At 63.3% G+C, this 22,500-nt stretch carries 19 protein-coding genes and 1 other annotated feature; of the genes, 13 read left to right on the top strand and 6 right to left on the bottom strand.

Features of this window, described 5'->3' with window-relative positions; translation table 11 throughout:
- Positions 1 to 15: 15 nt before the first annotated feature.
- The 7 genes from KBW95_RS00985 to KBW95_RS00955 all read left to right on the top strand — a co-directional run bounded on the left by KBW95_RS00985 (position 16) and on the right by KBW95_RS00955 (position 10,293).
- Positions 16 to 333 (top strand): proton-translocating transhydrogenase family protein, encoded by a 318-nt coding sequence (locus tag KBW95_RS00985; RefSeq protein WP_211527287.1) that lies wholly within the window; start codon positions 16 to 18, stop codon positions 331 to 333.
- Complete coding sequence (locus tag KBW95_RS00980) at positions 330 to 1,787, top strand: NAD(P)(+) transhydrogenase (Re/Si-specific) subunit beta (RefSeq protein WP_211527286.1); 1,458 nt, start codon at positions 330 to 332, stop codon at positions 1,785 to 1,787. Before KBW95_RS00985 ends, KBW95_RS00980 begins: the two co-directional genes overlap by 4 nt.
- A gap of 4 nt (positions 1,788 to 1,791) precedes the next feature.
- Complete coding sequence (locus KBW95_RS00975) at positions 1,792 to 2,013, top strand: hypothetical protein (protein ID WP_211527285.1); 222 nt, start codon at positions 1,792 to 1,794, stop codon at positions 2,011 to 2,013.
- 110 nt (positions 2,014 to 2,123) lie between these two features.
- Entirely contained in the window at positions 2,124 to 6,908 is a 4,785-nt protein-coding gene (locus KBW95_RS00970; protein WP_211527284.1) for a peptidoglycan DD-metalloendopeptidase family protein, read from the top strand.
- A gap of 35 nt (positions 6,909 to 6,943) precedes the next feature.
- Positions 6,944 to 7,441: a hypothetical protein gene (locus KBW95_RS00965; RefSeq protein WP_211525755.1), complete on the top strand. Its 498-nt coding sequence runs from the start codon at positions 6,944 to 6,946 to the stop codon at positions 7,439 to 7,441.
- A 298-nt stretch (positions 7,442 to 7,739) separates the two neighbouring features.
- Complete coding sequence (locus KBW95_RS00960) at positions 7,740 to 8,786, top strand: IS110 family transposase (RefSeq protein ID WP_211527283.1); 1,047 nt, start codon at positions 7,740 to 7,742, stop codon at positions 8,784 to 8,786.
- A 284-nt stretch (positions 8,787 to 9,070) separates the two neighbouring features.
- Positions 9,071 to 10,293, top strand: a protein-coding gene (locus KBW95_RS00955; RefSeq protein ID WP_211527282.1) for an IS3 family transposase whose coding sequence is annotated in 2 segments (ribosomal slippage) — positions 9,071 to 9,359 and positions 9,359 to 10,293 — 1,224 coding nt in all. Because the reading frame shifts where the segments join, the coding sequence is not laid out codon by codon here.
- Positions 9,349 to 9,465: a sequence feature (AL1L pseudoknot), on the top strand. Its footprint overlaps the gene before it by 117 nt.
- Here the strand turns inward: KBW95_RS00955 and KBW95_RS00950 are convergent.
- Positions 10,275 to 10,739 (bottom strand): hypothetical protein, encoded by a 465-nt coding sequence (locus tag KBW95_RS00950; protein WP_211527281.1) that lies wholly within the window; start codon positions 10,737 to 10,739, stop codon positions 10,275 to 10,277. The two genes, KBW95_RS00955 and KBW95_RS00950, sit on opposite strands and share 19 nt — an antisense overlap.
- A 64-nt stretch (positions 10,740 to 10,803) precedes the next feature.
- On the opposite strand from KBW95_RS00950, the gene KBW95_RS00945 reads away from it, so the two are divergent.
- On the top strand, positions 10,804 to 11,205 hold the full coding sequence (locus tag KBW95_RS00945) for a hypothetical protein (protein ID WP_211527280.1): 402 nt from the start codon (positions 10,804 to 10,806) through the stop codon (positions 11,203 to 11,205).
- Between the two features lie 182 nt (positions 11,206 to 11,387).
- On the opposite strand, the gene KBW95_RS00940 is transcribed toward KBW95_RS00945, so the two are convergent.
- From KBW95_RS00940 to KBW95_RS00925, 4 genes are read right to left on the bottom strand one after another with little or no spacing between them, the layout of a single operon-like run.
- Positions 11,388 to 12,536 (bottom strand): UbiH/UbiF/VisC/COQ6 family ubiquinone biosynthesis hydroxylase, encoded by a 1,149-nt coding sequence (locus tag KBW95_RS00940; RefSeq protein WP_211527279.1) that lies wholly within the window; start codon positions 12,534 to 12,536, stop codon positions 11,388 to 11,390.
- The gene (gene pepP / locus KBW95_RS00935; protein WP_211525751.1) at positions 12,533 to 13,879 is read right to left on the bottom strand and encodes a Xaa-Pro aminopeptidase; all 1,347 of its coding nucleotides are present in this window, start codon (positions 13,877 to 13,879) and stop codon (positions 12,533 to 12,535) included. The genes KBW95_RS00940 and pepP overlap by 4 nt, the downstream gene beginning before the upstream one ends.
- A complete protein-coding gene (gene murU / locus KBW95_RS00930; protein ID WP_211525750.1) occupies positions 13,876 to 14,601 on the bottom strand; it encodes an N-acetylmuramate alpha-1-phosphate uridylyltransferase MurU in 726 nt (241 codons plus the stop codon). The genes pepP and murU overlap by 4 nt, the downstream gene beginning before the upstream one ends.
- Positions 14,602 to 14,611: 10 nt before the next feature.
- Positions 14,612 to 15,670: an aminoglycoside phosphotransferase family protein gene (locus KBW95_RS00925; RefSeq protein ID WP_211525749.1), complete on the bottom strand. Its 1,059-nt coding sequence runs from the start codon at positions 15,668 to 15,670 to the stop codon at positions 14,612 to 14,614.
- A 96-nt stretch (positions 15,671 to 15,766) separates the two neighbouring features.
- Between KBW95_RS00925 and KBW95_RS00920 the strand changes: the two genes are divergently transcribed.
- The 5 genes from KBW95_RS00920 (at position 15,767) to KBW95_RS00900 (ending at position 21,686) form a co-directional block, all read left to right on the top strand.
- On the top strand, positions 15,767 to 18,046 hold the full coding sequence (locus KBW95_RS00920) for an LPS-assembly protein LptD (RefSeq protein ID WP_211527278.1): 2,280 nt from the start codon (positions 15,767 to 15,769) through the stop codon (positions 18,044 to 18,046).
- Between the two features lie 29 nt (positions 18,047 to 18,075).
- Positions 18,076 to 19,479: a peptidylprolyl isomerase gene (locus KBW95_RS00915; protein ID WP_211527277.1), complete on the top strand. Its 1,404-nt coding sequence runs from the start codon at positions 18,076 to 18,078 to the stop codon at positions 19,477 to 19,479.
- A gap of 4 nt (positions 19,480 to 19,483) precedes the next feature.
- Positions 19,484 to 20,530 carry a 4-hydroxythreonine-4-phosphate dehydrogenase PdxA gene (pdxA, locus tag KBW95_RS00910; RefSeq protein ID WP_211527276.1) on the top strand — a complete coding sequence of 349 codons (1,047 nt, stop codon included), beginning with the start codon at positions 19,484 to 19,486 and terminating at the stop codon, positions 20,528 to 20,530.
- Positions 20,531 to 20,542: 12 nt separating this feature from the next.
- Positions 20,543 to 21,310: a 16S rRNA (adenine(1518)-N(6)/adenine(1519)-N(6))-dimethyltransferase RsmA gene (rsmA, locus tag KBW95_RS00905; protein ID WP_211527275.1), complete on the top strand. Its 768-nt coding sequence runs from the start codon at positions 20,543 to 20,545 to the stop codon at positions 21,308 to 21,310.
- 208 nt (positions 21,311 to 21,518) lie between these two features.
- Entirely contained in the window at positions 21,519 to 21,686 is a 168-nt protein-coding gene (locus tag KBW95_RS00900; RefSeq protein WP_211527274.1) for a hypothetical protein, read from the top strand.
- 179 nt (positions 21,687 to 21,865) lie between these two features.
- On the opposite strand, the gene KBW95_RS00895 is transcribed toward KBW95_RS00900, so the two are convergent.
- On the bottom strand, positions 21,866 to 22,489 hold the full coding sequence (locus KBW95_RS00895) for a hypothetical protein (protein ID WP_211527273.1): 624 nt from the start codon (positions 22,487 to 22,489) through the stop codon (positions 21,866 to 21,868).
- Positions 22,490 to 22,500: the final 11 nt, after the last annotated feature.

The raw sequence follows: 22,500 nt of genomic DNA, 5'->3' as shown, positions 1-22,500 counted from the left end.
GGATAAGAGGGAAGCATGGACATCAGCCATACCATCATCAACCTGATCATCTTCGTGCTGGCGATCTACGTCGGCTACCACGTGGTCTGGACCGTCACCCCGGCGCTGCACACGCCGCTGATGGCGGTCACCAACGCCATCTCGGCCATCATCATCGTCGGCGCCATGCTGGCGGCGGGCCTCACCGAGGGCATCACCGGGCAGGTCGCGGGCACGGTCGCCGTGGCGCTGGCCGCGGTCAACGTGTTCGGCGGCTTCATGGTCACGCAGCGCATGCTCGAGATGTTCAAGAAGAAGGACAAGGGCGCGGCCAAGAAGGAGGGCGAGCAATGAACTTCATCAGCATGAATGTCGTCACCCTGCTCTACCTGGTCGCCTCGGTCTGCTTCATCCAGGCGCTCAAGGGCCTGTCCTCCCCAAGCAGTGCACGCATGGGCAATACCTTCGGCATCGTCGGCATGGCGATCGCGGTGGTCACCACGGTGGCGCTGATCTTCAAGCTGCAGGCCGAGCTGGAGGGCAGCCAGGGCATGGGCATGCCGCTGGTGCTGCTGGGCGTGGTGGTCGGCGGCGCCATCGGCGCAATCGCGGCCAAGCGGGTCGAGATGACCAAGATGCCGGAACTGGTCGCGGCCATGCACTCGCTGATCGGCCTGGCCGCCGTGTGCATCGCGGTGGCCGCCGTGTCCGAGCCCTGGGCCTTCAACATCGCCACCCGCACCACGCCGTTGCCCTTCGGGAACCGGCTGGAGCTGTTCATCGGTACCTTCGTGGGCGCGGTGACCTTCTCCGGTTCGGTGATCGCCTTCGGCAAGCTGTCGGGCAAGTACAAGTTCCGCCTGTTCCAGGGCGCGCCGGTGCGCTTCGCCGGGCAGCACATCCTGAACCTGGTGCTGGCCATCGCCATCATCGGGCTCGGGCTGGTGTTCTGCTTCGCGGAAGGCGTGGAGCCGGCGTGGGAGCCTTTCATCCTCATGGCCGCGCTGTCCTTTATCCTGGGCGTCCTGATCATCATCCCGATCGGCGGCGCCGACATGCCGGTGGTGGTGTCGATGCTGAACTCCTACTCGGGCTGGGCTGCGGCGGGCATCGGCTTCTCGCTGAATAACTCGATGCTGATCATCGCCGGCTCGCTGGTGGGTTCGAGCGGCGCCATCCTCTCGTACATCATGTGCAAGGCGATGAACCGTTCCTTCTTCAACGTGATCCTGGGCGGCTTCGGCGGCGAAGCGTCGAGCGAGGTAGGCGGCGCCAAGGAGCAGCGCCCGGTCAAGTCGGGATCGGCGGAAGACGCGGCCTTCATCATGCAGAACGCGGAAAGCGTGATCATCGTTCCAGGCTACGGCCTGGCGGTGGCGCGCGCCCAGCACTCGGTGAAGGAGCTGGTCGACAAGCTGACCGAGCATGGCGTCTCGGTGCGCTACGCGATCCACCCGGTGGCGGGGCGCATGCCGGGCCACATGAACGTGCTGCTGGCCGAGGCCGAGGTGCCTTACGACCAGGTGGCCGAGATGGAAGACATCAACGGCGAGTTCGGCCAGACCGACGTGGTGCTGGTGCTGGGCGCGAACGACGTGGTGAACCCGGCGGCCAAGGATCCAAAATCTCCGATTGCCGGCATGCCGATCCTGGAGGCGTACAAGGCCAAGAGCATCATCGTCAACAAGCGCTCGATGGCATCGGGCTATGCGGGCCTGGACAACGACTTGTTCTACCAGCCGAACACGATGATGGTGTTCGGCGACGCCAAGAAGGTGATCGAGTCGATGGTCAAGGCGGTGGAGTAAGCGGATGGAGTTCCGCTTCAACGTCTTCGGCACGCTGGTGGCGGTGAGCGGGGAGGAAGGGAAGTGGCAGGCGTTCTACCTCGGCGCGGAAGGCAAGCGCCGGCCTGCCGATTTCGTCGTCCCTGCGGACATCGCTGGAGCAGAGCTGCGGGAGTATCTTGCGGATTTGTTTCATGAAGATGCGACGCCGAAGCACAGCACGGTAGAAGAAATCTTGCGGCGCTAGCCAGCAGTTTTCTTAGCGAAATTTTTTTGCATGTCATGTGACATGCATACCTTTGCTGTTGACTTCAGGTTACCCTGTCCCATTGTTGAGTTAGCTCAACAACACATCATATGGGGCGCGATCTGATGCGCAAAGCATGGCTTGGGGCAGGAATTCGCAGCAAAACGATGGCAGTCGGCCTGGGCGGACTGTTCAGCCTCATCGCCAGCATGCTGTCAGCGCATGCCGCAACCACCTACAGCGAGCAGGAAAAGCTGATCCGCGCGCCGCGGGCCTTCACCGCGCTCGGCACCGGCCTGTTCGGCGACAAGGTCAATCTCTACACCGGCAACTTGGAATTCATCCAGACCGACGTGGTCATCCCCGGCAATAGCCCCTTGCGCGTCGGCGTCGGCCGGCGCCTGGAAGCCGGCAGGGACGCGGTGACTGGTGGCTTGTTCGGCCAATGGGACCTGGACATACCGCACCTGCACGGCGTGTACTCGCAGCTGCGCGGATGGGTCGGCGCAGGCAATACGACAACGCGCTGCAGTTCGTTCGGCGCTCCCGGTTCCGTCACGACGAACGATGGCGCTTCCTGGTCCGGTACCGAGTTCTGGCATGGCGCTTTCCTGTACGTGCCCGGCATGGGCGACCAGGAAATGCTCAAGCGCAGTACCTACGCCACCAAACCGACGCTCAATTCGGCCTATACCTTCCCGGTGGTCACCCGCAACAACTGGGCTATCCGCTGCCTGCCCACCCTGAACAGCGCCAACGGCGTTGCCGGCGAAGGCTTCGTGGCGGTCTCCCCCGACGGCACCGAGTACCGCTTCGACTGGCTGGTCACCCGGATGACGTCGCCGCTGACGAAAAGCAGCGTGGCGCCGGAAGGCAGCGCTGTCATGAGCAAGGACACGGGCGACACGGAAGCGCAGTCGCAAAGGGTCGCGCTTGGTGAGGAGTCGGTCGCCGCCTCCGGCTCCCACCAGCTCAACCGCGTCGAAGCGTGGATCCTTCCCACCCTGATCACGGACCGGCACGGCAATACCGTCACCTTCACCTACGACACGGTCAACAAATGGCAACTCAAGACCATCGAGGCCACCGATATCGCCGGCAGTCCCCGCCGCATCACGCTGAGCTATGTGACGCCCAGCTCCACCGCATCGAACCTGGTGTCCAGCGTGACGGACGGCTCGCGCACCTGGACGTATCAATACAACGGCACGAACAACTATGCCCAGCTGCAGACCGTAGTCTTGCCGGACCAGACAAAGTGGCAGCTGGGTGGCATCCAGCCTTTGTTGTTCCCATTGGATTACCTGGGCGAAGGCAGCTGCGACGATCCGGGGATGGTGAACCCCTATGTGCTCGTCGGGTCGATGACCCATCCGTCTGGCGCAACCGGCGAATTCACCTTGACGCCGACACGGCACGGCCGCGCGGGAGTGGAATACAACTGCCGTTACGACCTCAACCTGGGCACCTACAGTCCTGTCTACTCGAAATACTTCGATTCGTACGCGCTGACCAAGAAGACGATCACGGGACCGGGCTTGCCCGCCACGACGTGGTCGACCTCGTATTCGCCCGCACAAGCGAGCTGGGCCCCTTGCAATGGCTGCGACACGGACAAGACCGTCACCGTGACCGACCCAGAAGGCAACCGGATCGTCCATACCTTCGGTACCTTGTTCCGGCAGACGGAAGGCCAGCCGCAGCAGATGGACGTGCAGGACAGTGCAGGTAACACGCTGCGCACGACGACGATGCAATATGCCGAGCCGATCGGGCCGTTCGGATCGAGCCCGCAGGGACGGGGAGACGGCGATCTTGCGGCGCGCAACACGACCGTCAGTGTGCGCACGACCACCCAGCAAGGCGCAAGTTTTACCTGGCGCGCCTATACCTTCAACGAGTTCGGTTTGCCGGCCCAAGTGGAGCGCTCGAGCCCCTACGGCAGCCGGGTCGAGACCACGCTGTACGAGAACAATACGAAGCGTTGGGTGCTTAACCAGGTCAAGTCGGTCACCGAAAGCTCGGGCAAGGTCATGGTGGCGAACCAGTACGATCCCGAGTGGAGCAACCTGACCAGCGTGAGCCGCTTCGGGCAGCTGCAGAGCTCGATGACCTATTACAGCAACGGTCTGCTCAACACGGAGACGGACGGCAAGCTGCAGTCGACGAGCTACTCGAACTATAAGCGCGGCATACCCCAGACCATCAGCTACCACAACGGCCAGACTAAAAGCGCGGTGGTGGACAACATCGGCAACATCTCGTCGCTGACCAATGAGGTAGCCGCGACGACGAGCTTCGGCTACGACGTGATGGGGCGGCTGTCGTCCGTCAGCCATCCGGCTGGTGATACCGTGGCCTGGGCGCCGACCACGATTTCGACCTGGCAGTCGGCGAGCGGCCAGTTCGACCTGGGCGCCAACCATTGGCGCGAACAGATCTCCACCGGCACGGCGCGCACGGTGACCTATTACGATGCCTTGTGGCGCCCGGTGTACGTGGAGCGCTGGGACGACAACAACCTTGCCGGGACCCTGCGTACGACTAAGTACCAGTACGACTCCGCAAGCAGGCGTACTTTCGAATCCTATCCGAAGCGTACCTACGGCGAGATCGGCCCGGGCGTCTACACGACCTACGATGCCTTGGGACGCGAGACGGTCAAGGCTGCCAAGAGCGAAGCCGGCGATCCGGACGGTTATGCCCGGACACGCACGAGCTACGACTACGGCTTCAAGACGACCGTGACCGATCCGCGCAATAATGCGAGCACGTATAGCTATCAGGCATTCGACGAACCGTCCTACGATGCGATCACCAGCATTGCGGCGCCCGAAGGCGTGACGGTGTCGATCGGCCGCGACGTGTTCGGCAAGCCTACGTCGATCACACGTGGCGACGCGGCCAAGAGCGTGACGCGATACTACGTCTACGACGTTGCCCAGCGGCTGTGCAAGACGATAGAGCCGGAAACAGGCGCAACAGTGCAGGATTACGATGCCGCCGGCAACATCAGCTGGCGCGCCACCGGCCTGGCCTTGCCGTCGCTGAGCGCTTGCGATACTGCCAGCGTTGGCGCTGCAAGCAAAATCTCCTACCAGTATGACGTGCGGAACCGTCCTGTCGGGACCAGCTTTGGCGATGGCAGCCCGGCCATTTCGACCACGCTCACGGCCGACGGCCTGCCCGAAACCCTGACATCGGGCGGCGCGGTCTGGACCAATATCTATAACAAGCGGCGCCTGCTCGAGACTGAACAGCTGACCTACGGCGGCGTGAACTATGCCATCCGGCGCGCGTACGACGCCAATGGCTCGCTGCGCCAGCTCACCTACCCGGACAACGTTGCGGTGGATTACGCGCCCAACGCGCTGGGCGAAGCAACAAGGGTTGGCAACTCCGCCACGAGCATTACGTACCATCCGAACGATGCGGTGGCGGGTTTCGTGTACGGCCCAGGGCCGGGCGGCATCACGCATACCACGACGCAGAACATACGCGGCCTTCCTGAGCGCTGGATCGATGGCGCCGCGATCAACGACGACTACCGTTACGACGCGAACGGCAACGTGGCCTCGATCACGGACTTGCTGTCGGGGGGCGTAACTACGCGCACGATGGGCTACGACAATCTGGATCGCCTCAAGACTGTTATTGCACCTGCTCTGTGGGGAACGGCGAGCTACACCTATGATGCGCTCGACAATCTGACTGGGGTATCGGTCAGTGCGGGGCCGACTGCCCGGACGACGATTCACAACTTCAATTCGGCAACCAACCGGCTCGACAGCATTACGAACGGACCGCCGGGTTTCAACGTCAGCTATTACTACGACGCGCGCGGCAATGTCGTCCAGCGCAACACGCAGACGTTCGATTTCGACTTGGCCAATCGCCTGCGCGCCGCACCGGGACGTGCGACCTATGCTTACGACGCGCGCTATCGCCGGGTGAGTACTGTTGGTACGGATGGGGTCAATCGGGTGCAAGTGTATAGCGGCGACGGAAAACTGCTATACGTGGCGCCGACCAGCGGTACCGCGACAAAGTATGTTTACTTAGGCAACCGCATGATTGCGGAGGTCGGCGGGTCGGCGGTTACCTATGCTCATACGGACGCGCTGGGCAGCCCGGTGGCGCAGAGTGATACGGCTGGCGCGGTCGTAAGCAGAACAAGATACGAGCCATACGGATACATTATGTCGGGGACACCACGCACGATCGGATTTACTGGTCATGTGAACGACAATGAGACCGGCCTCATCTATATGCAGCATCGGTATTATGATGCGGTCGGAGGTCGGTTCTTGAGCATTGATCCTGTGGTAACGGATGCCAGTAGCGGGAAAAGCTTTAATCGCTACGCCTATGCTAATAACAATCCTTATAAATATATCGACCCTGACGGGAGGGAGCCGGGGCAACTCACGGCGTGGCCTGTCCCAAGTTCAGGTGTGATAAATAAGGCTGATAAGCCAGGCGAGGGCGACGGGCACTTTGGAACAAGGCGCGCCGGTGGGACGAGGTCCCATACCGGCATTGACATCCAAGCTGCCAATGGTGCCAAGGTTGTCGCGGCCGGAGACGGTAAGGTAGTGAATATCCAGCCTAACCCAAGCGCCACCTATGGAAGTCAAGTTGTTATCGACCACGGGAATGGTGTCTTCACACAATCCGCCCACCTCGGCTCGACATCAGTAAAAACCAGTGAAGCTGTTTCTGCAGGTCAAGAAATTGGCACTGCGGGTCGGACTGGCAATACGCCGAAATCCGGGGATACGCATCTACATTTTGAAGTGCGCATTGGCAGTCCGGCACCGGTAGCGGCCGGGGGAAAGGTAATCGATCCGATGAAGGCACTGCCACCGCCGCCAACCGAGAAACTAAAAAATTAGCTGCTAACATAGACAAATTTGTTGGAGAACGCGAAATGACGTACCTTTCGAGACAGATGATTGCTTTGATATTGGGGGCAAGCTTCTCAGTCGGCTGTTTTGGAAAGAATAACAAAGCGAATCTTGGGATCGTCCCGATCGGCGGGTTACCTGCCGCGCTGGATCAATTCATCTCGACCGATTGCGGAGGCGATCGGAGCTTTAGCGATTGCTCAGCAGTGGACGCTGAAGGAAAGGAATACGCGTTTTTTAATGGTGCACTGGTAAGGGTTTCGGCTCGCGTTGGAAAAGGCCGAAACTCAATTCGGTTGCCCTTGGGGATGAAATTTGGTGAAGATATTAAGCGGGCTCGCGCCAAAGTTGTGCGTCAGCTCGGAATAAAGCTGGTAGCGACGGTCAGTCAGGACGGCGTCGTCGTTTATGCGTCTGGCTTTGTCATCAAATCGAAAGATCAATGGTATTACTCAATAGAGCTAATATCGGATAGCCAGAATCGGCTTGTTGAGATCGTGGAGCGTGCCAATACGCCTTAAGTCAGTACCAGCAAGGGCGCAAGGGCGGGGTCAGGTCTAACATTCGGACACGACCTCAGCCCTAATATGTGCCCTCAGGGCGGGGGCACACAGGGGGCCGGGTCACGGACACTGAACCGCCCCGGGTTTTGTAGAGAATGAAATGGACGCCTCCCACCCATACCGGAGAAGAAGTCAAGAACCGCGGGAAGAAATTGAGGGGTTTAGCAGGGATGGTGGACCCTCGCGGGCCAACGGCGTCAAAAAGCGCCTAAAGTGAAAGTCTCAGAGCTTTCAGGCTAACCGGAGGATCCACATCATGAATGCTACTCGCAAAGCGGTGGTCGGTGTCGATACCGCCAAAAGTGTGTTCCAGGTATACACCGTTGAGCAGGCAACGGGCGAAGTGATCAACAAGCCCATCAAGCGCGCTCAGTTTGTGCAATGGTTCGCCAACCGGCCGCCTTGCCTAATCGGCATGGAGGCATGCGGCGGTTCGCAGCATTGGGCGCGCAAGCTCCAGGAATTGGGGCACGAAGTAAAGCTGATGAGCGGGAAGATGGTCAAGGCGTTCGTCGGCGGTAACAAGAACGATGCAGCCGATGCGCGTGCGATCTACATGGCTGCGCAACAACCGGAAGTGAAAGCCGTGGCGATCAAAACCGAAGCGCAGCAGGCCGTGCTGGCAATGCACCGCATCAGGCAGCAACTGGTGAAGATGCGCACGGCACAAATGAACGCCCTACGCGGTTTGCTGGCGGAGTACGGTGAAGTGTTTGGCACAGGCAGGAAAGCCTTCGATGCCGGCATCAAGGCTGCGCTCGGACGGTTGGCCGAGAGGTTGCCGATGCCGCTCATCGAAACGCTGCGCGACCAGTGGAACGAGCTGGCCCGGCTGGACGCGCGCATCGCCCGCATCGAGTCATCGCTGTTGACATGGATGCGGGAGGACCGTGCCGCTAAGGCGATCTTCGCGATTCCAGGCGTCGGCCTATTGACCGCGACCGCGGTAGTGGCTGCGATGGGAGATGCGAAGGCATTCCGGTCTGGCCGCGAGTTCGCGGCCTGGCTTGGGCTCATACCGGGCCAGACCGGCAGTGGAGGAAAAGTCCGACTGCTGGGCATGAGTAAGCGCGGCGACACTTACCTACGCACCCTGCTGATCCATGGAGCTCGAGCAGTGCTGCGGCGCCCCAAGGCGCTCAGCCCTTGGTTGCAGCAATTGAGCCAGCGGCGGCCACTGAACGTAGTAATCGCAGCGCTGGCCAACAAGATGGCGCGTACGATCTGGGCGGTATTGGCCCACGACCGTGCATATGACAAGGACCACGTCAGCATGCGGCCGGACACGGCGGTAGCGAGGTGAAAAGCACCTCAACTTGCGAAAGGATTACTTCACGCCAGTTGCGTTAGGTATCGACAGCGATGACAGACAGGTCAGACCGGGATTCACCAAGCCTGAATGGAGCCTGGGGCTTAGCAGCCCATGTAGAGAATGAGGCGTGGATCAGCGGATTTCATCGGGGCCAGCGGCAATGCCGCGTACAAGGCCGGATATAGAACTGCGACTTTCCTCGTCTGGAAAAGCTGGAAAATACCTTGCAAAAGGGAGGCGTCCATATAGGCTCCATTCTTTGAGAAAATGGAGCTATGAAGAAGCAACCCAAGTATTCTCCCGAAGTCATCGAGCGCGCTGTGCGCATGGTCAGCGAAGCGAGCAGCGAGTACGAATCGCAGTGGGCCGCGATCACGTCGATCGCGGCCAAGATCGGCTGCACGCCAGAGACGTTGCGCCGCTGGGTACGCCAGCAAGAGCGTGACACTGGCCAGCGTCCAGGCCCGACCACAGCTGAAGAGGAGCGCATCAAGGCGCTGGAGCGAGAGGTGCGCAAGCTGCGCAAGGCAAATGAGATCCTGCGTCTGGCGAGTGCGTTTTTCGCCCAGGCGGAGCTCGACCGCCGCTTCAAGCCGTGAGGGCGTTCATCGACCAGTACCGCCATGCCTACGGTGTCGAGCCGATCTGCAAGGTGATGCAGGTCGCGCCGTCGGGTTACTGGCGTTATGCAGCGCAGCAGCGCAACCCGGCGTTGCGCTGTGCACGAGTCCAGCGTGACGATGTGCTGAGCGTCGATATTGAGCGGGTTTGGCAAGCAAACCTGCAGGTCTACGGCGCCGACAAAGTGTGGCGCCAACTTCGACGTGAGGGGACTGAGGTGGCCCGCTGCACGGTGGAGCGCCTGATGCGCAAGGCCGGCCTGCGCGGCGTCATGCGTGGCAAGGTCGTACGCACGACGACTGCCGATGCGAAGGCACCGTGCCCGCTCGACCGAGTCAACCGCCAGTTCAAAGCACAGCGGCCGAACCAGCTGTGGGTCAGCGATTTCACCTACGTCTCGACCTGGCAGGGCTTCGTCTACGTGGCCTTCGTCATCGACGTCTTCGCCCGGCGCATTGTCGGCTGGCGCGTCAGCAGCTCGATGCGGACCGACTTCGTGCTCGACGCTTTGGAGCAGGCGCTATACGCTCGTCAGCCCGAACGAAACGAGCTGGTCCATCATAGCGACAGGGGCTCGCAATACGTATCCATAAAGTACAGCGAGCGTCTGGCAGAAGCCGGCATCGAGCCGTCTGTGGGCAGCAAGGGCGACAGTTACGACAATGCCCTGGCCGAGACGATCAATGGGCTCTACAAGGCTGAATTGATCCACCGCCGCGCTCCCTGGAAAGCGCGTGAGGCCGTCGAACTGGCCACGCTGGAATGGGTGTCCTGGTTCAACCATCACCGCCTGCTCGAACCGCTCGGCTATATACCGCCGGCGGAAGCTGAGGCAAACTATTACAAGCAGTTGAGCAGTCAGGTTGTTCCGGCCTGACTCACACTAACCGGCCTCCACGAAAGCCGGGGCGGTTCAGACAGGTAAGCGCGTGCCATCGCTTCGTCCCTGTTAGCAAACTGAGTCTTATACTCGTCCAGCGGAAGGGCCACGGCACGACGTTCAACTTTAGCAATTTCTATTTTTTCAGCAGATTGTTGTGACTGTTGATGTTTTGCCACGAAATCGTCATCGCCCAAGAGGATGTGACGACGAGTCTCGATAAGTGGGCTGGCTTTGTCAACGCCCGCGAGAACGAAAGCTTGATAAGCGGGGATGGCGGTTGTATGCGTACCGCTGAATTGACTGAGTAGCCAATCGCGCTCAAGCCAAGGGGGGCAACCGTCGCCGGAAAAATATCGGTGGCTACTCCATTGCCAGTCGAGCGGCGAGGTCACCATTTTCGCCCGTACTGGATTCAAGACTATATAGCGGGACAATTCCAAAAGATAATTTTCTTTGAAAAAAATTCGATCCGGCCAAATAGATGAATGAAATGAATGGGAAAAAATGACAACGTTGAAGTTGGGCGTGCTAGTTATCGTAGCTCTAGCGGGTGCTATCGGCGTTGTTCTTGGCACTGATTACTGGATAACTTCGCGCGACAGCCTTGATGAGAAGGGGGAGTGGTCCATTTTGCAAGCGGCATATCAGACGAATAAGACAAAGAAGGCAGATAGTTGCTTGCCAATAAGTTACGTTTATCAAAATTCGAAAGCGATTGGTTTTTGGTCGCCACAAGGTTGGGTTTGGGTGCTTATGCCTTCTCATGCGAACGGTAGAATAAAAGTGTTGCCCGAGGGCGTAAGATTTTATCTCCCTAAATCTGGGGGCGAGGAAGCCGTTTCAGGAATTAGCGATCCTAGTGTAATTAAATATATCCGTGAAAATTCTATCGCAGGCTGCCCATGAATTCATTCGGTTGGCTTAGCGCAGGTCAGGGGGCAGGTTCGAATTCGGACACAACCCCCTGCCTCATTGACTACTTCGCTTTCTCAAAAGCGGCAACCGCCCGGCTTACTGTTTTGGTCGAGCCTCCAATGCTCACGCAATTTGCGGCATCGAACCGCCCAGTTCACTGATATACCGAGAGATCAGCGACGGCCAAACATCATCAGGTCCGCCAGCAGCATACGAGCAGGCTTGACCAGATCCAGCGTAGCCAGACCCAAGCCCAGCAGCGGTTGCACCGGTCCACCGCCAACGAAGGCACGCGCCATCACGTCGGTCATCCCGATCGTCAGCTTGCGATCCTGCGCACGGGCGCTCATGAAATTGCCGATGGCTTGGGAGCTCACACCGCGCCCCAGTTCGCGCGCCAGCACGGCTGCGTCACGCAGGCCCAAGTTCAGCCCCTGGCCCGCAACCGGGTGAAGCGTTTGCGCGGCATTGCCGATTGCGACAGTACGCCCGGTGGCGCGCGCTTCGGCATTCAGTCCTAAAGGGAAAGCGACACGCGGCGAGACCGAGGTGAAGCGCCCCAGGCGCGAACCGAAGGCCTCGCCCAGCTGCTCCAGGAAGCGGTCGTCGCCCAGTTCCAGCACCGATCCGGCGCGTTCCGGCCGCATGCACCACACCAGCGCATACTGATGGCCGTCGCCTCCGTCCTGCGGCAGCAGGGCCAGCGGGCCTTCGTCGGTGAAGCGCTCGAAGGCGCGATGCACCGCCGGCTGGCTGACCGTCACGCGTGCGATCACGGCGGTCTGCTCGTAGTCGCGGCGCTGGGCCTTGTCATCCTGCTGACCAAAGACCCCGCCCTCGGCCTGCACCGCCACCTGCGTCTTCACCGTGCGTCCGTCATCCAGCTGCAGATTGACGCCGTCGCCCTGTTCGTCGAAGGACGCCACGCGCGCCGGCCGCAGCACGGCCACGCCCGCGCGCTCGCAGGCGCGCGCCAATGCATCCACCACTTCGCCGTAGCGGGTGACATAACCCAGCGCCGGCAAACCATGTTCGTGACGATCCATCAGGCTGCGCCCCAGTTGGCCACGGCGCGAGACGTGGATCTGGTGAATCGGCGTCGCCGCAAGCGGCCAGGCGCCGACTTCCTCCAGCAATTGCACGCTGCCCCAGGACAGCGCGATCGAACGCGGGTCCGAGATCGCCTGGCCGAGCGACTTGCCGTCGATGAGCACGATGCGCTCGCCCGGCACGCCGCGGCGCACCAGGAAGGCGGCCAGCGCCAGGCCCACGGGCCCCGCGCCGCAGACCGCGACGTCGAATTCGAGGACCTCGCCGCTCATTGCGCCTCCCGCATCAGGGTTTCGATCTCGTCCACGCCCTTGGGCGCGGCGCTGCTCAGGACCTGGCAGCCGTTGTCGGTGACGATCACGTCGTCCTCGATGCGGATGCCGATATGCCAGAATTCCTCCGGCACGCCTTCGGCCGGACGCACGTAGATGCCCGGCTCCACGGTCACCGCCATGCCCGGCGCCAGCGGCCGCGAAGGCTTGCCGGCGGCGTGCACGTCGCGGTAGGCGCCGACGTCGTGCACGTCCATGCCCAGCCAGTGGCCGGTGCCGTGCATGTAGAACTGCTGGTGGGCGCGCTCGGCGATCACGGCTTCGGCCGAGCCGAACTTGCCCTTGTCGAGCAGGCCCAGGTCGAGCATGCCCTGCGCCAGCACCTGTACCGCGGCGTCGTGCATGGCGCTGTAGGGCTGGCCCGGCACGATGGCGGCGAAGGCGCTCGACTGCGCCTGCAGCACCAGTTCATACAAGCGCCGTTGCGCCGTGCTGAAGCGGCCGTTGACGGGCCAGGTGCGCGTAATGTCGGCCGCGTAGCCGTCGAATTCGCAGCCGGCGTCGATCAGCACCAGCTCGCCGTCCAGCATCTGCCGGTTGTTGGCGTTGTAGTGCAGCACGCAGGCGTTCGCGCCCGAGGCGACGATGGGGGTATAGGCCGGGAACTGGGCGCCGTTGCGGCGGAATTCGTGCAGCAGTTCGGCCTCGAGTTCGTACTCATACATGCCGGGACGGGCGGCGCGCATGGCGCGCGTGTGGGCCTGGGCGCTGATGACGGCGGCGCGCTGCATCAGGCCTTGCTCCTGCGCGTCCTTCAGCAGGCGCATCTCGTCGAGGATGCCGAGCAGGTGGTGGGTCGTGCCGGGCGCGGTGACGCCGCTGCGGCCCTGGGCGCGCACGGCTTTCAGCCAGCCGGCCACTTGGGCGTCCAGCGCGGCGCTGTGGCCCAGGGCGTAGTAGAGGGCAGGGACGTTCGCGAGCAGGGACGCCATCTTCGCATCGAGCTCGCCGATCGGGTAGGCCTCGTCCATGCCGAAGGCGATGCGCGCCGCTTCGGGACCGTAGCGGAAACCATCCCAGATCTCGCGTTCCAGGTTCTTCTCGCGGCAGAACAGGATCGAGCGGGCAGGCTGGTCGCCCTGGGCCGCAAGCAGCACCAGCACGCTCTCGGGCTCGGAGAAGCCGGTCAGGTAATAGAAATAGCTGTCGTGGCGGTAGGGATACTCGGTATCGCTGTTGCGCGCCACTTCCGGCGCGGTGGCCAGCACCGCCACCGCGCCTGGCTGCATCTGCGCAGCCAGGCGCGCACGGCGTTCAGAATAGCAGGCGGCGCCTTGCGTCATGGCGCGACGCGCACCACGGTGCCCAGCGGCGCGTTGAGTTCTTCCAGCTGGCGCACGGTGCCGACGTTGACCCACTGGCCTTCGTACAGCTCGCCGCCCACGCGGCCCTGGTCGATGTACTTGCGCATCAGGGGACCGAACTTGACGAATTCGCCGGCCTTGATCCCGTCGAACATCTCGGGACGGTAGACGCCGATGCCGGCGAAGTTCCACTTGGTCGGGCCGTCATTGCGCAAGGTGTACATGTCGAGCGCGAAGTCGCCCTCCGGGTTGTGCCAGGGATTCGGCGTCAGCCACAGCCAGGCGATGTCGCGCTTGTCTTCCGGGTAGGGGATGCCCAGCATGTCCTTGTCCTTGAGGACGTCGAACACCTGCGAGAAATCGAAGTAGGGCGCATAGATGTCGCCCGACACGGCCAGGAAAGGCTCGTCGCCCAGCAGGTGCAGGGCGTTGGCGATGCCGCCCGCGGTTTCCAGCGGGGTGGGCTCGTGCGAGTAGACGATGCGCGCGCCGTAGCGGCTGCCGTCGCCCAGCTCTTCCTCGATCATGTGGCCCAGGAAGGAGTGGTTGATGACGATGTCCTTGATCCCGGCACGCACCAGGTTCAGCACGTGCCAGGTGATCATCGGACGCCCGCGCACCTTGAGCAGGGGCTTGGGGCAGGAATCGGTGAGCGGGCGCATGCGCTCGCCGCGGCCGGCGGCGAAAATCATCGCTTTCATGGAGTATCCGTCAGAAGGTGTAGCCGACCTGCGGGCCCTTGTTCTCGAGCGAATCGAGCAGGCGTAGCAGCGGCTTGAGTTCGGTATAGCGGTTGGCCGTCTTGCGCACGTAGTCCATCACGGTGGGCAGGTCGCCCATGTAGACCGGTTTGCTGTCGCGGTAGTTCAGGCGGCAGAAGATGCCGAGGATCTTCAGGTGGCGCTGCAGCGCCATGAATTCGAAGTCGCGGTAGAAGGCGTCGATGTCCGGATTGACCGGCAGGCCCACCTGCTTGGCGCTTTGCCAGTAGCGCACCACCCAGTCCAGCACGATCTCTTCGTCCCACTGGATATAGGCGTCGCGCAGCAGCGAAGCCAGGTCGTAGGTGACCGGGCCGTAGACCGCGTCCTGGAAGTCCAGCACGCCCGGGTTGCCCTGGTCGAGGAACATCAGGTTACGCGAATGGAAATCGCGGTGCATGTAGACCTGCTGCTGCGCCAGCACGTTGGCGGTGATCGCCTCGAATACTTTGTCGAGCTGCGCCTGCTGCTTCTCGTCCAGGGTCACGTTCAGGTGGCGGCCGATGTACCACTCGGGGAACAAATTCATCTCGCGCAGCACGAAGGCGCGGTCGAATTCGGGCAGCACGCCCGGCTGGCTGGCCAGCTGGAACTTGATCAGGGCGTCGACGGCGTCCGAATACATGAAGGCCGCGTTGTCCGGGTTCAGGCGCGACAGGTAGGTGGTGGTGCCCAGGTCGGACAGGAGCAGGAAGCCGTCTTCGACCTTGCGCGCGACGATCGCCGGCGCATGGACGCCGGCCTCGGTCAGCAGGCCCTGCACATGGATGAAGGCCGGGACGTTCTCGCGCTCGGGCGGGGCGTCCATGGCGACCAGGGTGGCGCCCAGTTTATCCTGCAGCGCGGGGGTGACGTCGTAGCGGAAGTAGCGGCGGAAGCTGGCGTCCGCGGATGCCGGACGGCCGGTCCCCACGTCCACCAGGCCGGTCGTCGCCAGCCATGCGTTCAGCTGCGCCAGGCGTGCATCCCGGTCGGCGGAAGTAGGGGAGGTTTGATACAAAGAAGACATGAAGCAGCCTGGTGAATCCGGTTGGTTGAGGTAATTCCCCTATAATAAGGGATTCATTCAAAAAATACCGCCCTTTATGGCGCACGCTGAACGTCCATGAGCTGGTTTACGGCCCAACCTTTCCCCCCGCGGCAGACGCTCGCGCTCTATGCTTTGGTCTCCGCTGCCGCGGCGCCCGCATGGGCACAGAGTGTTTCCCCCACGCCACAGACTGAAGACCAGGATTTACCGATTGTCATCAAGGCCGAGGACATCAGCGGCCGGCCCGACCGCCAGCTGAACCTGGACCGCAATGTCGAGATCCAGCGTGGCCAGACCGGCATCACCGCCGATACCGCCTGCTACATGCGGATCGAGGACGAAGTCACGGCCAGCGGCAACGTCAACATGTGGCGCTTCGGCGACCGCTACAAGGGCGATGCGCTGCAGTTGAATCTCGAGACCGGCAAGGGCTGGGTGCTGCATCCCCAGTACCGCCTGGAGGCGACCAACGGCCAGGGCCGCGCCGACCGCATCGACTTCCTGGGCGAGAACCAGGCCGTGGTGCGCAACGGCACCTACAGCACCTGCGAAGGCCCGGACCCGGACTGGTACCTCAAGTCCAGCACCCTGCGCCTGGACAGCGGGCGCGATGTCGGCGTGGCCGGCAAGACCGTCATCTATTTCAAGGACGTGCCGATCCTGGGCACGCCCGCGCTCTCGTTCTCGCTCTCGGGCGAACGCCGCTCCGGCTGGCTGCCGCCCTCGGTGGGCTTCGGCTCGCAGGGCAAGGCCGAGATCATGGTGCCCTACTACGTCAACATCGCGCCCAACCGCGACCTGACCCTGTACCCGCGCATGATGTTCGACCGCGGCCTGCAGCTGGGCGCGACCGGCCGCTACCTGGGCACGACCTACAACGGCGAGACCCATATCGAGGTGCTGCCGAGCGACCGCAAGACCGACACCACGCGCTGGCGCGCCGACTCGCTGCACAACCAGGCGATCCGTCCCAACTGGTCGTTCGGCTGGAACCTGCATGGCGCCTCGGACGACGAATACCCGTCCGACTTCTCGCGTTCGGTCTCGAACTCGGCCGAGCGCCAGCTGCTGCGCGAGCTGCGCACCGACTACGTGGGCCAGTACTGGAGCCTGGCCGCGCGCGCCCAGAACTACCAGGTGCTGCAGGACCCGGCCGCGGCCACCAACCCGAGCCTGACGGTGCCGCGTCCCTACGACCGCCTGCCGCAGATTAACTTCCACGCCGGCCGCTACGACGTGGCCGGCTTCGACTGGGCGGTGGACGCCGAGGCGACCCGTTTCTGGCATCCGGATTTCGTGCGCGGCAACCGCGCCGTGGCGGTGGGCCAGATCAGCTACCCGATCGTGCGTCCCGGCTGGTTCATCACGCCCAAGCTGATCGCCAACGCCGCCAAGTACGACGTCGACTACGACCACATCGCGGGCGGCGGCCTGCGCCCGGACGGCAGCCGCCTGCCGACCAAGCTGTCGCGCACGGTCGGCACCTTCTCGCTCGACAGCGGCATGGTGTTCGAGCGCGACGGCTCGCTGTTCGGGCGCGCCGTCACCCAGACCCTGGAGCCGCGCCTGTTCTACGTGTACACGCCGTACAAGAACCAGGACGACATCCCGGTGTTCGACACCGGCCGCGCCGGCTTCAACTACGCCCAGCTGTTCAGCGAGAACCGCTACGTGGGCCTGGACCGGGTGTCGGACGCCAACCAGCTCACCGCCGCCGTGGTCTCGCGCTTCATCCAGCCGGACGGCGCCGAGCGCCTGCGCCTGGCCTTCGGCCAGCGCCTGTATTTCGAGGAGCCGCGCGTGCGCCTGCCGGGCGAAGCGAGCCACCAGAGCCGCTCGGACGTGCTGCTGGCGGCCTCGGGCCGCATTTCCGAGACCTGGAGCTTCGATAGCGGCGTACAATACGACGCAACCGGCAGTAGCCTGTACAGCTCGAATGCGGGGGTACAGTGGCTGCCGGGACGGATGAAGGTGGTGAACGCGGAATACCGTTATCAGCGCGACAGCTTCCGCAACATCGACCTGTCGGCGCAGTGGCCGATCTCGCAGCGCTGGTACGGCGTGGGCCGGATCAGCTATGCGCTGCGGTCCTATGGCGTGGGCCAGGCGACCAACCCCTCGCGAGGCGGCAAGCTGATCGAGAGCCTGGTCGGTCTCGAATACAAGGCCGACTGCTGGGTGTTCCGGATGGGTGCGCAGCGTTTCGTGACCGCGGCCCAGACCACGTCGACGCCGATCTTCTTCCAGCTCGAGCTCAATGGCCTGTCGCGCCTTGGCTTGGGCAACCCGCTCGAGACGTTCAACAAGAGCATCCCGGGCTATACGCGGCTGAACACGAATGTCGGCCGCCCGTGATTGAAACATCCTGAATGAGTGCTTTCCAGATGATGCGTACTACCCGTTTGCACAAGAACACGCGAGCCTTCTCACTCGCTGCGGCGCTGCTGTGCGCGCTCACCAGCGGCCAGGTGCTGGCCCAGGCCAAGGCGCCTGCCGCCACGGCCGCGCCGGCGGCCAAGGCGGGCGGCGGCTTCCTGCCGCCTGCGTCCGCCAACGCCAAGGTGGTCGACTCGATCCACGTCGTCGTCAATGACGAAGTGATCACCAAGAACGAAGTCGTGAACCGCGTGGCCCAGATCGCGCAGAACCTGAAGGCGCGCGGCGCCCAGCTGCCGGACCAGGCGACCCTGGAACGCCAGGTGGTCGAGTCGATGATCGTCGAGCGCGCCCAGCTCCAGCTGGCCAAGGAAATGGGCGTGCGCGTCGATGACCGCACCCTGGACGCCACTATCGCCCGCATCGCCGAAGGCCAGAAGATGTCGCTGCAGGATCTGCGCAACCAGATGGAAAAAGAGGGACTGACCTACGGGCAGTTCCGCGAAGACATCCGCAACGAGATCATGCTGCAGCGCTTGCGCGAGCACGAGGTCGACAGCAAGATCCAGATCTCGGAAGCCGAGGTCGACACCTACCTGGCGGCAAGCAAGGCCGCCGCGGCCGAGAAGGTCGAGATGGAGCTGGCCCAGATCCTGGTGCGCGTGCCCGAGAACGCCTCGCCCGAGCAGATCGCCGCGCGCCGCGCGCGCGCCGAGGAAGTGATGCGCCAGCTGCGCACCGGCGCCGACTTCGCCAAGACCGCCGCCACCTATTCGGACGCCCCGGATGCCCTGAAGGGCGGCGACATCGGCTGGCGCGACCCGGACCGCCTGCCGCCGGTGTTCGCCGGCGAACTGCGCAAGATCCAGCCGGGCCAGGTCACCCAGATCATCAAGACCAACGTCGGTTTCCACATCCTCAAGATGAGCAACAAGCGCTCGCTGGCCGAATCGAACGACAAGGCGGTGGTGCAGCAGACCCGCGCGCGCCACATCCTGCTCAAGCCCACCCCGACCATGACCGAGGGCGAAGTCAAGCGCAAGCTGCTGGAACTGAAGGAAAAGATGGCCAACAACGCCGGCACCTTCGAGGACCTGGCGCGCCTGCACTCGCAGGACGGCTCGGCCAGCAAGGGCGGCGACCTGGGCTGGCTGGAACCGGGCGACACCGTGCCGGAATTCGAGAGCGCGATGAACAACCTCAAGCCGGGCGAAATCTCGGACGTGATCCAGTCGCCGTTCGGCTTCCACCTGATCCAGGTGGTCGAGCGCAAGAGTCAGGACGTGACCCAGCAGAAGGAACGCAACGTCGCGCGCAACGTCATCCGCGAGCGCAAGATGCAGGAAGCGATGGAAGACTGGCTGCGCCAGGTCCGCGACCGCGCCTACGTCGAGTTCCGCGAGGAGCAGTAAGCCCATGGCCGCGCCGCTCGCGCCCCGGCCGACGCTTGCCGTCACGGTCGGCGAACCGGCCGGCATCGGTCCTGAAATCTCGATCCGGGCGGCGTGGGCGCTGCGCCACCAGGCCAACTGCGTCCTGATCGGCGACGCGGCCTTCCTGGCGCTCACCGCCAGCCTGATCGACCCGGAGATCCGCCTGTCGGCGCTGTCGACCCAGGCCCTGCGCAACGGCGGCCTGCCGCATTTCGGCGCCGAACGCCTGGCCGTGATCGACGTGCCGCTGGCGGCCCACGTGACCCCCGGCACGCTCGACGCCGAGAACGGCCGCGCGGTGCTGGCCACGCTCGACCTGGCCATCGAAGGCGCGCAATGCGGCTGGTTCGACGCCATCGTCACCGCGCCGCTCCAGAAGAGCACCATCAACGACGCCGGCATCGCGTTTTCCGGCCACACCGAATACCTGGCCGAGAAGACCGGCACGCCCAAGGTGGTCATGATGCTGGCCGGTTCGCCCGGCCAGGACCAGCCTTACCTGCGGGTGGCGCTGGCCACCACCCACCTGCCGCTCAAGGACGTGCCGGATGCGATCACGCGCGACAGCCTGGCCCGGGTGATCGACATCATCGCCGCCGACCTGCGCGCCAAGTTCGGCATCGCGCAGCCCGTCATCCTGGTCACCGGCCTGAACCCGCACGCGGGCGAGAACGGCTACCTGGGCCGCGAGGAGATCGAGGTCATCGCGCCGGTGCTGGAGGGCGCGCGCAAGCGCGGCATCGACGCGCGCGGCCCCTATCCGGCCGACACCCTGTTCCAGCCGCGCTACCTGAAGGACGCCGACTGCGTGCTGGCGATGTACCACGACCAGGGCCTGCCGGTGCTCAAGTACGCCACCTTCGGGCGCGGCATCAACGTCACCCTCGGGCTGCCGCTGATCCGCACCTCGGTCGACCACGGCACCGCGCTCGACCTGGCCGCCCAGGGGCTGGGCCTGGCCGATTGCGGCAGCATGGAAGAGGCGATCCGCGCCGCCATGCTCATGGTGGCCGCCTCCAAGAAGATCTAACAGAAAGCAAGAATGAAACACGTCGCACGCAAGCGCTTCGGCCAGAACTTCCTGACCGATGCCCACGTCCTGAACAACATCATCGACGCCATCGGGCCGCGCCGCGGCGAGGCGATGGTCGAGATCGGCCCGGGCCTGGCGGCGATGACGGCGCTGCTGCTCAAGAGCCTCGACCACATGCATGTGGTGGAACTGGACCGCGACCTGGTGGCGCGCCTGGAAAAAGCCTATCCGCGCGAGCGCCTCACGGTGCACTCGGGCGACGCGCTCAAGTTCGACTTCGGTTCGATTCCCGTGCCGGAAGGGCAGAGGCTGCGCGTGGTCGGCAACCTGCCGTACAACATCTCCAGCCCGCTGCTGTTCCACCTGGCCGAGTTCGCGCCCCTGGTCGAGGACCAGCATTTCATGCTGCAGAAGGAAGTGGTGGAGCGCATGGTGGCCGAGCCGGGCACCAAGGCCTACAGCCGCCTGTCGGTGATGCTGCAGTGGCGCTACGACATGGAGCTGCTGTTCATCGTCCCGCCCGAGGCCTTCGACCCGCCGCCGCAGGTGGATTCGGCGATCGTGCGCATGATCCCCAAGCGCGAACGGCTGGCCTGCGACGGCGCCAGGCTGGAGCAGGTGGTGGCCAAGGCCTTCTCGCAGCGCCGCAAGGTGATCCGCAACTGCGTGGCCGGCATGTTCACCGAAGCCCAGCTGGTGGAAGCCGGCATCGATCCGGGCGCCCGTCCGGAAGCCGTGGGCCTCGAACACTATGTGGCGCTGGCCAACCTGCTCTGAACCTCCCCTGGCGTGGACGGCCTCGCCGTCCGCGCGTCGAACCGCCGGGTTATTGCGCCGCACAAGCGCACGTCATCGCGCATTTTCCCCATTCCAGCCTGGCTTTTCCGCAGTCCGTCGCACGCCGCTGGAGCCTGGCCCCGCCTTTTCCTATAGTGCTTCCATCGACAGCCGATCTGGCTCACACCACTTACCGAAGGAGCACATCATGAATGTCCTCAAGAATATGGAAGCCGTCTTCCTCGCAGCCCTGATCGTCATCGGCGGCAGCAGCTATGCGGTGGCCGCGACTGAAAAGGCCGCCGACAACTACGCCGCCCAGGTCTCGGTCGGCATGAGCAAGGTCGCCGTGGTAAAGGTCAGCGCCGCGCGCTGATTCCTCTCCAGGCTCCATCTCCAGGCGCGCGGGCAAAAAAAAAGCCCGCCTTGGAGGGCGGGCTAAATCCAATTCTTTTCTGAGGAGAGTTGGAGGAGACAGGAGCAAGTATGCTGCGTTACAGCATATAAGTCCAATTTCTCTTTCAAATACTCGACATAAGAATTGCGTATATCTGATCAGGGATTCGCCACGCAGTTCACGTTGACGTTCTTCACGTCTTCGTCGCCCATGGTGCCGACGCCGTTGGCCACCGTGCAGGTCAGGCCGGTCGGCTGGGTCAGGATGGTCACGCCGTAGGTGATGCCGTAGGCCACCGGCGCCCCGAATGCGTAGCTGGTCGCGCCCTTGAGCAGGGTGACGGTGCCGCCGGTGCTGCCATTGGTCATCACCAGGCCGTCCGCGGTCAGGCCGGTCACCGAGCCGCCGACGGTATGCTGGTCAATCCCGCACTCGACGATGACATTGATCTTTTCCAGGCGGCCGGCCGTGTCCCGGTTGATCGGATCGCGGTAGGTCTGGGCGAAGCCGCAGTTCTGGTGCGCCGGCTCGGCGTCGATCTTGACGTTGTACTCGTCGCCGTACTCGAGCTTGTTCGGGAAGGAATAGCTCACGTCGGCGCCCGGCGTGGCCGGCGGATTGACGGTGATGGTCATGCCGTTGGTCGACAGGGTCAGGCCTGGATAGATCAGGCCCTTGGCGGTGCCCGCCACGGTGAACTCGGCTTTGCCGCCGCCGCCGCAGGCGGACAGACCCAGGGCCAGCGCCAGCGCGAGCGCCGGACGGATCAGGGAAGACTTCATGAATGACTCCA

Origin of the sequence: Massilia sp. ZL223 (assembly GCF_018119395.1) — a bacterium.
Classification (GTDB): Bacteria; Pseudomonadota; Gammaproteobacteria; order Burkholderiales; family Burkholderiaceae_D; genus Telluria.
This window is presented reverse-complemented; position numbering and strand designations above follow the sequence as displayed.

Coding starts and splice junctions, on each gene's coding strand:
- pepP (WP_211525751.1), bottom strand. CDS start 13,879: ATGACGCAAGGCGCCGCCTGCTATTCTGAACGCCGTGCGCGCCTGGCT.
- KBW95_RS00940 (WP_211527279.1), bottom strand. CDS start 12,536: ATGAGCGGCGAGGTCCTCGAATTCGACGTCGCGGTCTGCGGCGCGGGG.
- KBW95_RS00975 (WP_211527285.1), top strand. CDS start 1,792: ATGGAGTTCCGCTTCAACGTCTTCGGCACGCTGGTGGCGGTGAGCGGG.
- KBW95_RS00920 (WP_211527278.1), top strand. CDS start 15,767: ATGAGCTGGTTTACGGCCCAACCTTTCCCCCCGCGGCAGACGCTCGCG.
- KBW95_RS00970 (WP_211527284.1), top strand. CDS start 2,124: ATGGGGCGCGATCTGATGCGCAAAGCATGGCTTGGGGCAGGAATTCGC.
- pdxA (WP_211527276.1), top strand. CDS start 19,484: ATGGCCGCGCCGCTCGCGCCCCGGCCGACGCTTGCCGTCACGGTCGGC.
- KBW95_RS00965 (WP_211525755.1), top strand. CDS start 6,944: ATGACGTACCTTTCGAGACAGATGATTGCTTTGATATTGGGGGCAAGC.
- KBW95_RS00945 (WP_211527280.1), top strand. CDS start 10,804: ATGACAACGTTGAAGTTGGGCGTGCTAGTTATCGTAGCTCTAGCGGGT.
- KBW95_RS00980 (WP_211527286.1), top strand. CDS start 330: ATGAACTTCATCAGCATGAATGTCGTCACCCTGCTCTACCTGGTCGCC.
- KBW95_RS00925 (WP_211525749.1), bottom strand. CDS start 15,670: ATGTCTTCTTTGTATCAAACCTCCCCTACTTCCGCCGACCGGGATGCA.
- KBW95_RS00985 (WP_211527287.1), top strand. CDS start 16: ATGGACATCAGCCATACCATCATCAACCTGATCATCTTCGTGCTGGCG.
- rsmA (WP_211527275.1), top strand. CDS start 20,543: ATGAAACACGTCGCACGCAAGCGCTTCGGCCAGAACTTCCTGACCGAT.
- KBW95_RS00960 (WP_211527283.1), top strand. CDS start 7,740: ATGAATGCTACTCGCAAAGCGGTGGTCGGTGTCGATACCGCCAAAAGT.
- KBW95_RS00915 (WP_211527277.1), top strand. CDS start 18,076: ATGATGCGTACTACCCGTTTGCACAAGAACACGCGAGCCTTCTCACTC.
- KBW95_RS00900 (WP_211527274.1), top strand. CDS start 21,519: ATGAATGTCCTCAAGAATATGGAAGCCGTCTTCCTCGCAGCCCTGATC.
- murU (WP_211525750.1), bottom strand. CDS start 14,601: ATGAAAGCGATGATTTTCGCCGCCGGCCGCGGCGAGCGCATGCGCCCG.
- KBW95_RS00895 (WP_211527273.1), bottom strand. CDS start 22,489: ATGAAGTCTTCCCTGATCCGTCCGGCGCTCGCGCTGGCGCTGGCCCTG.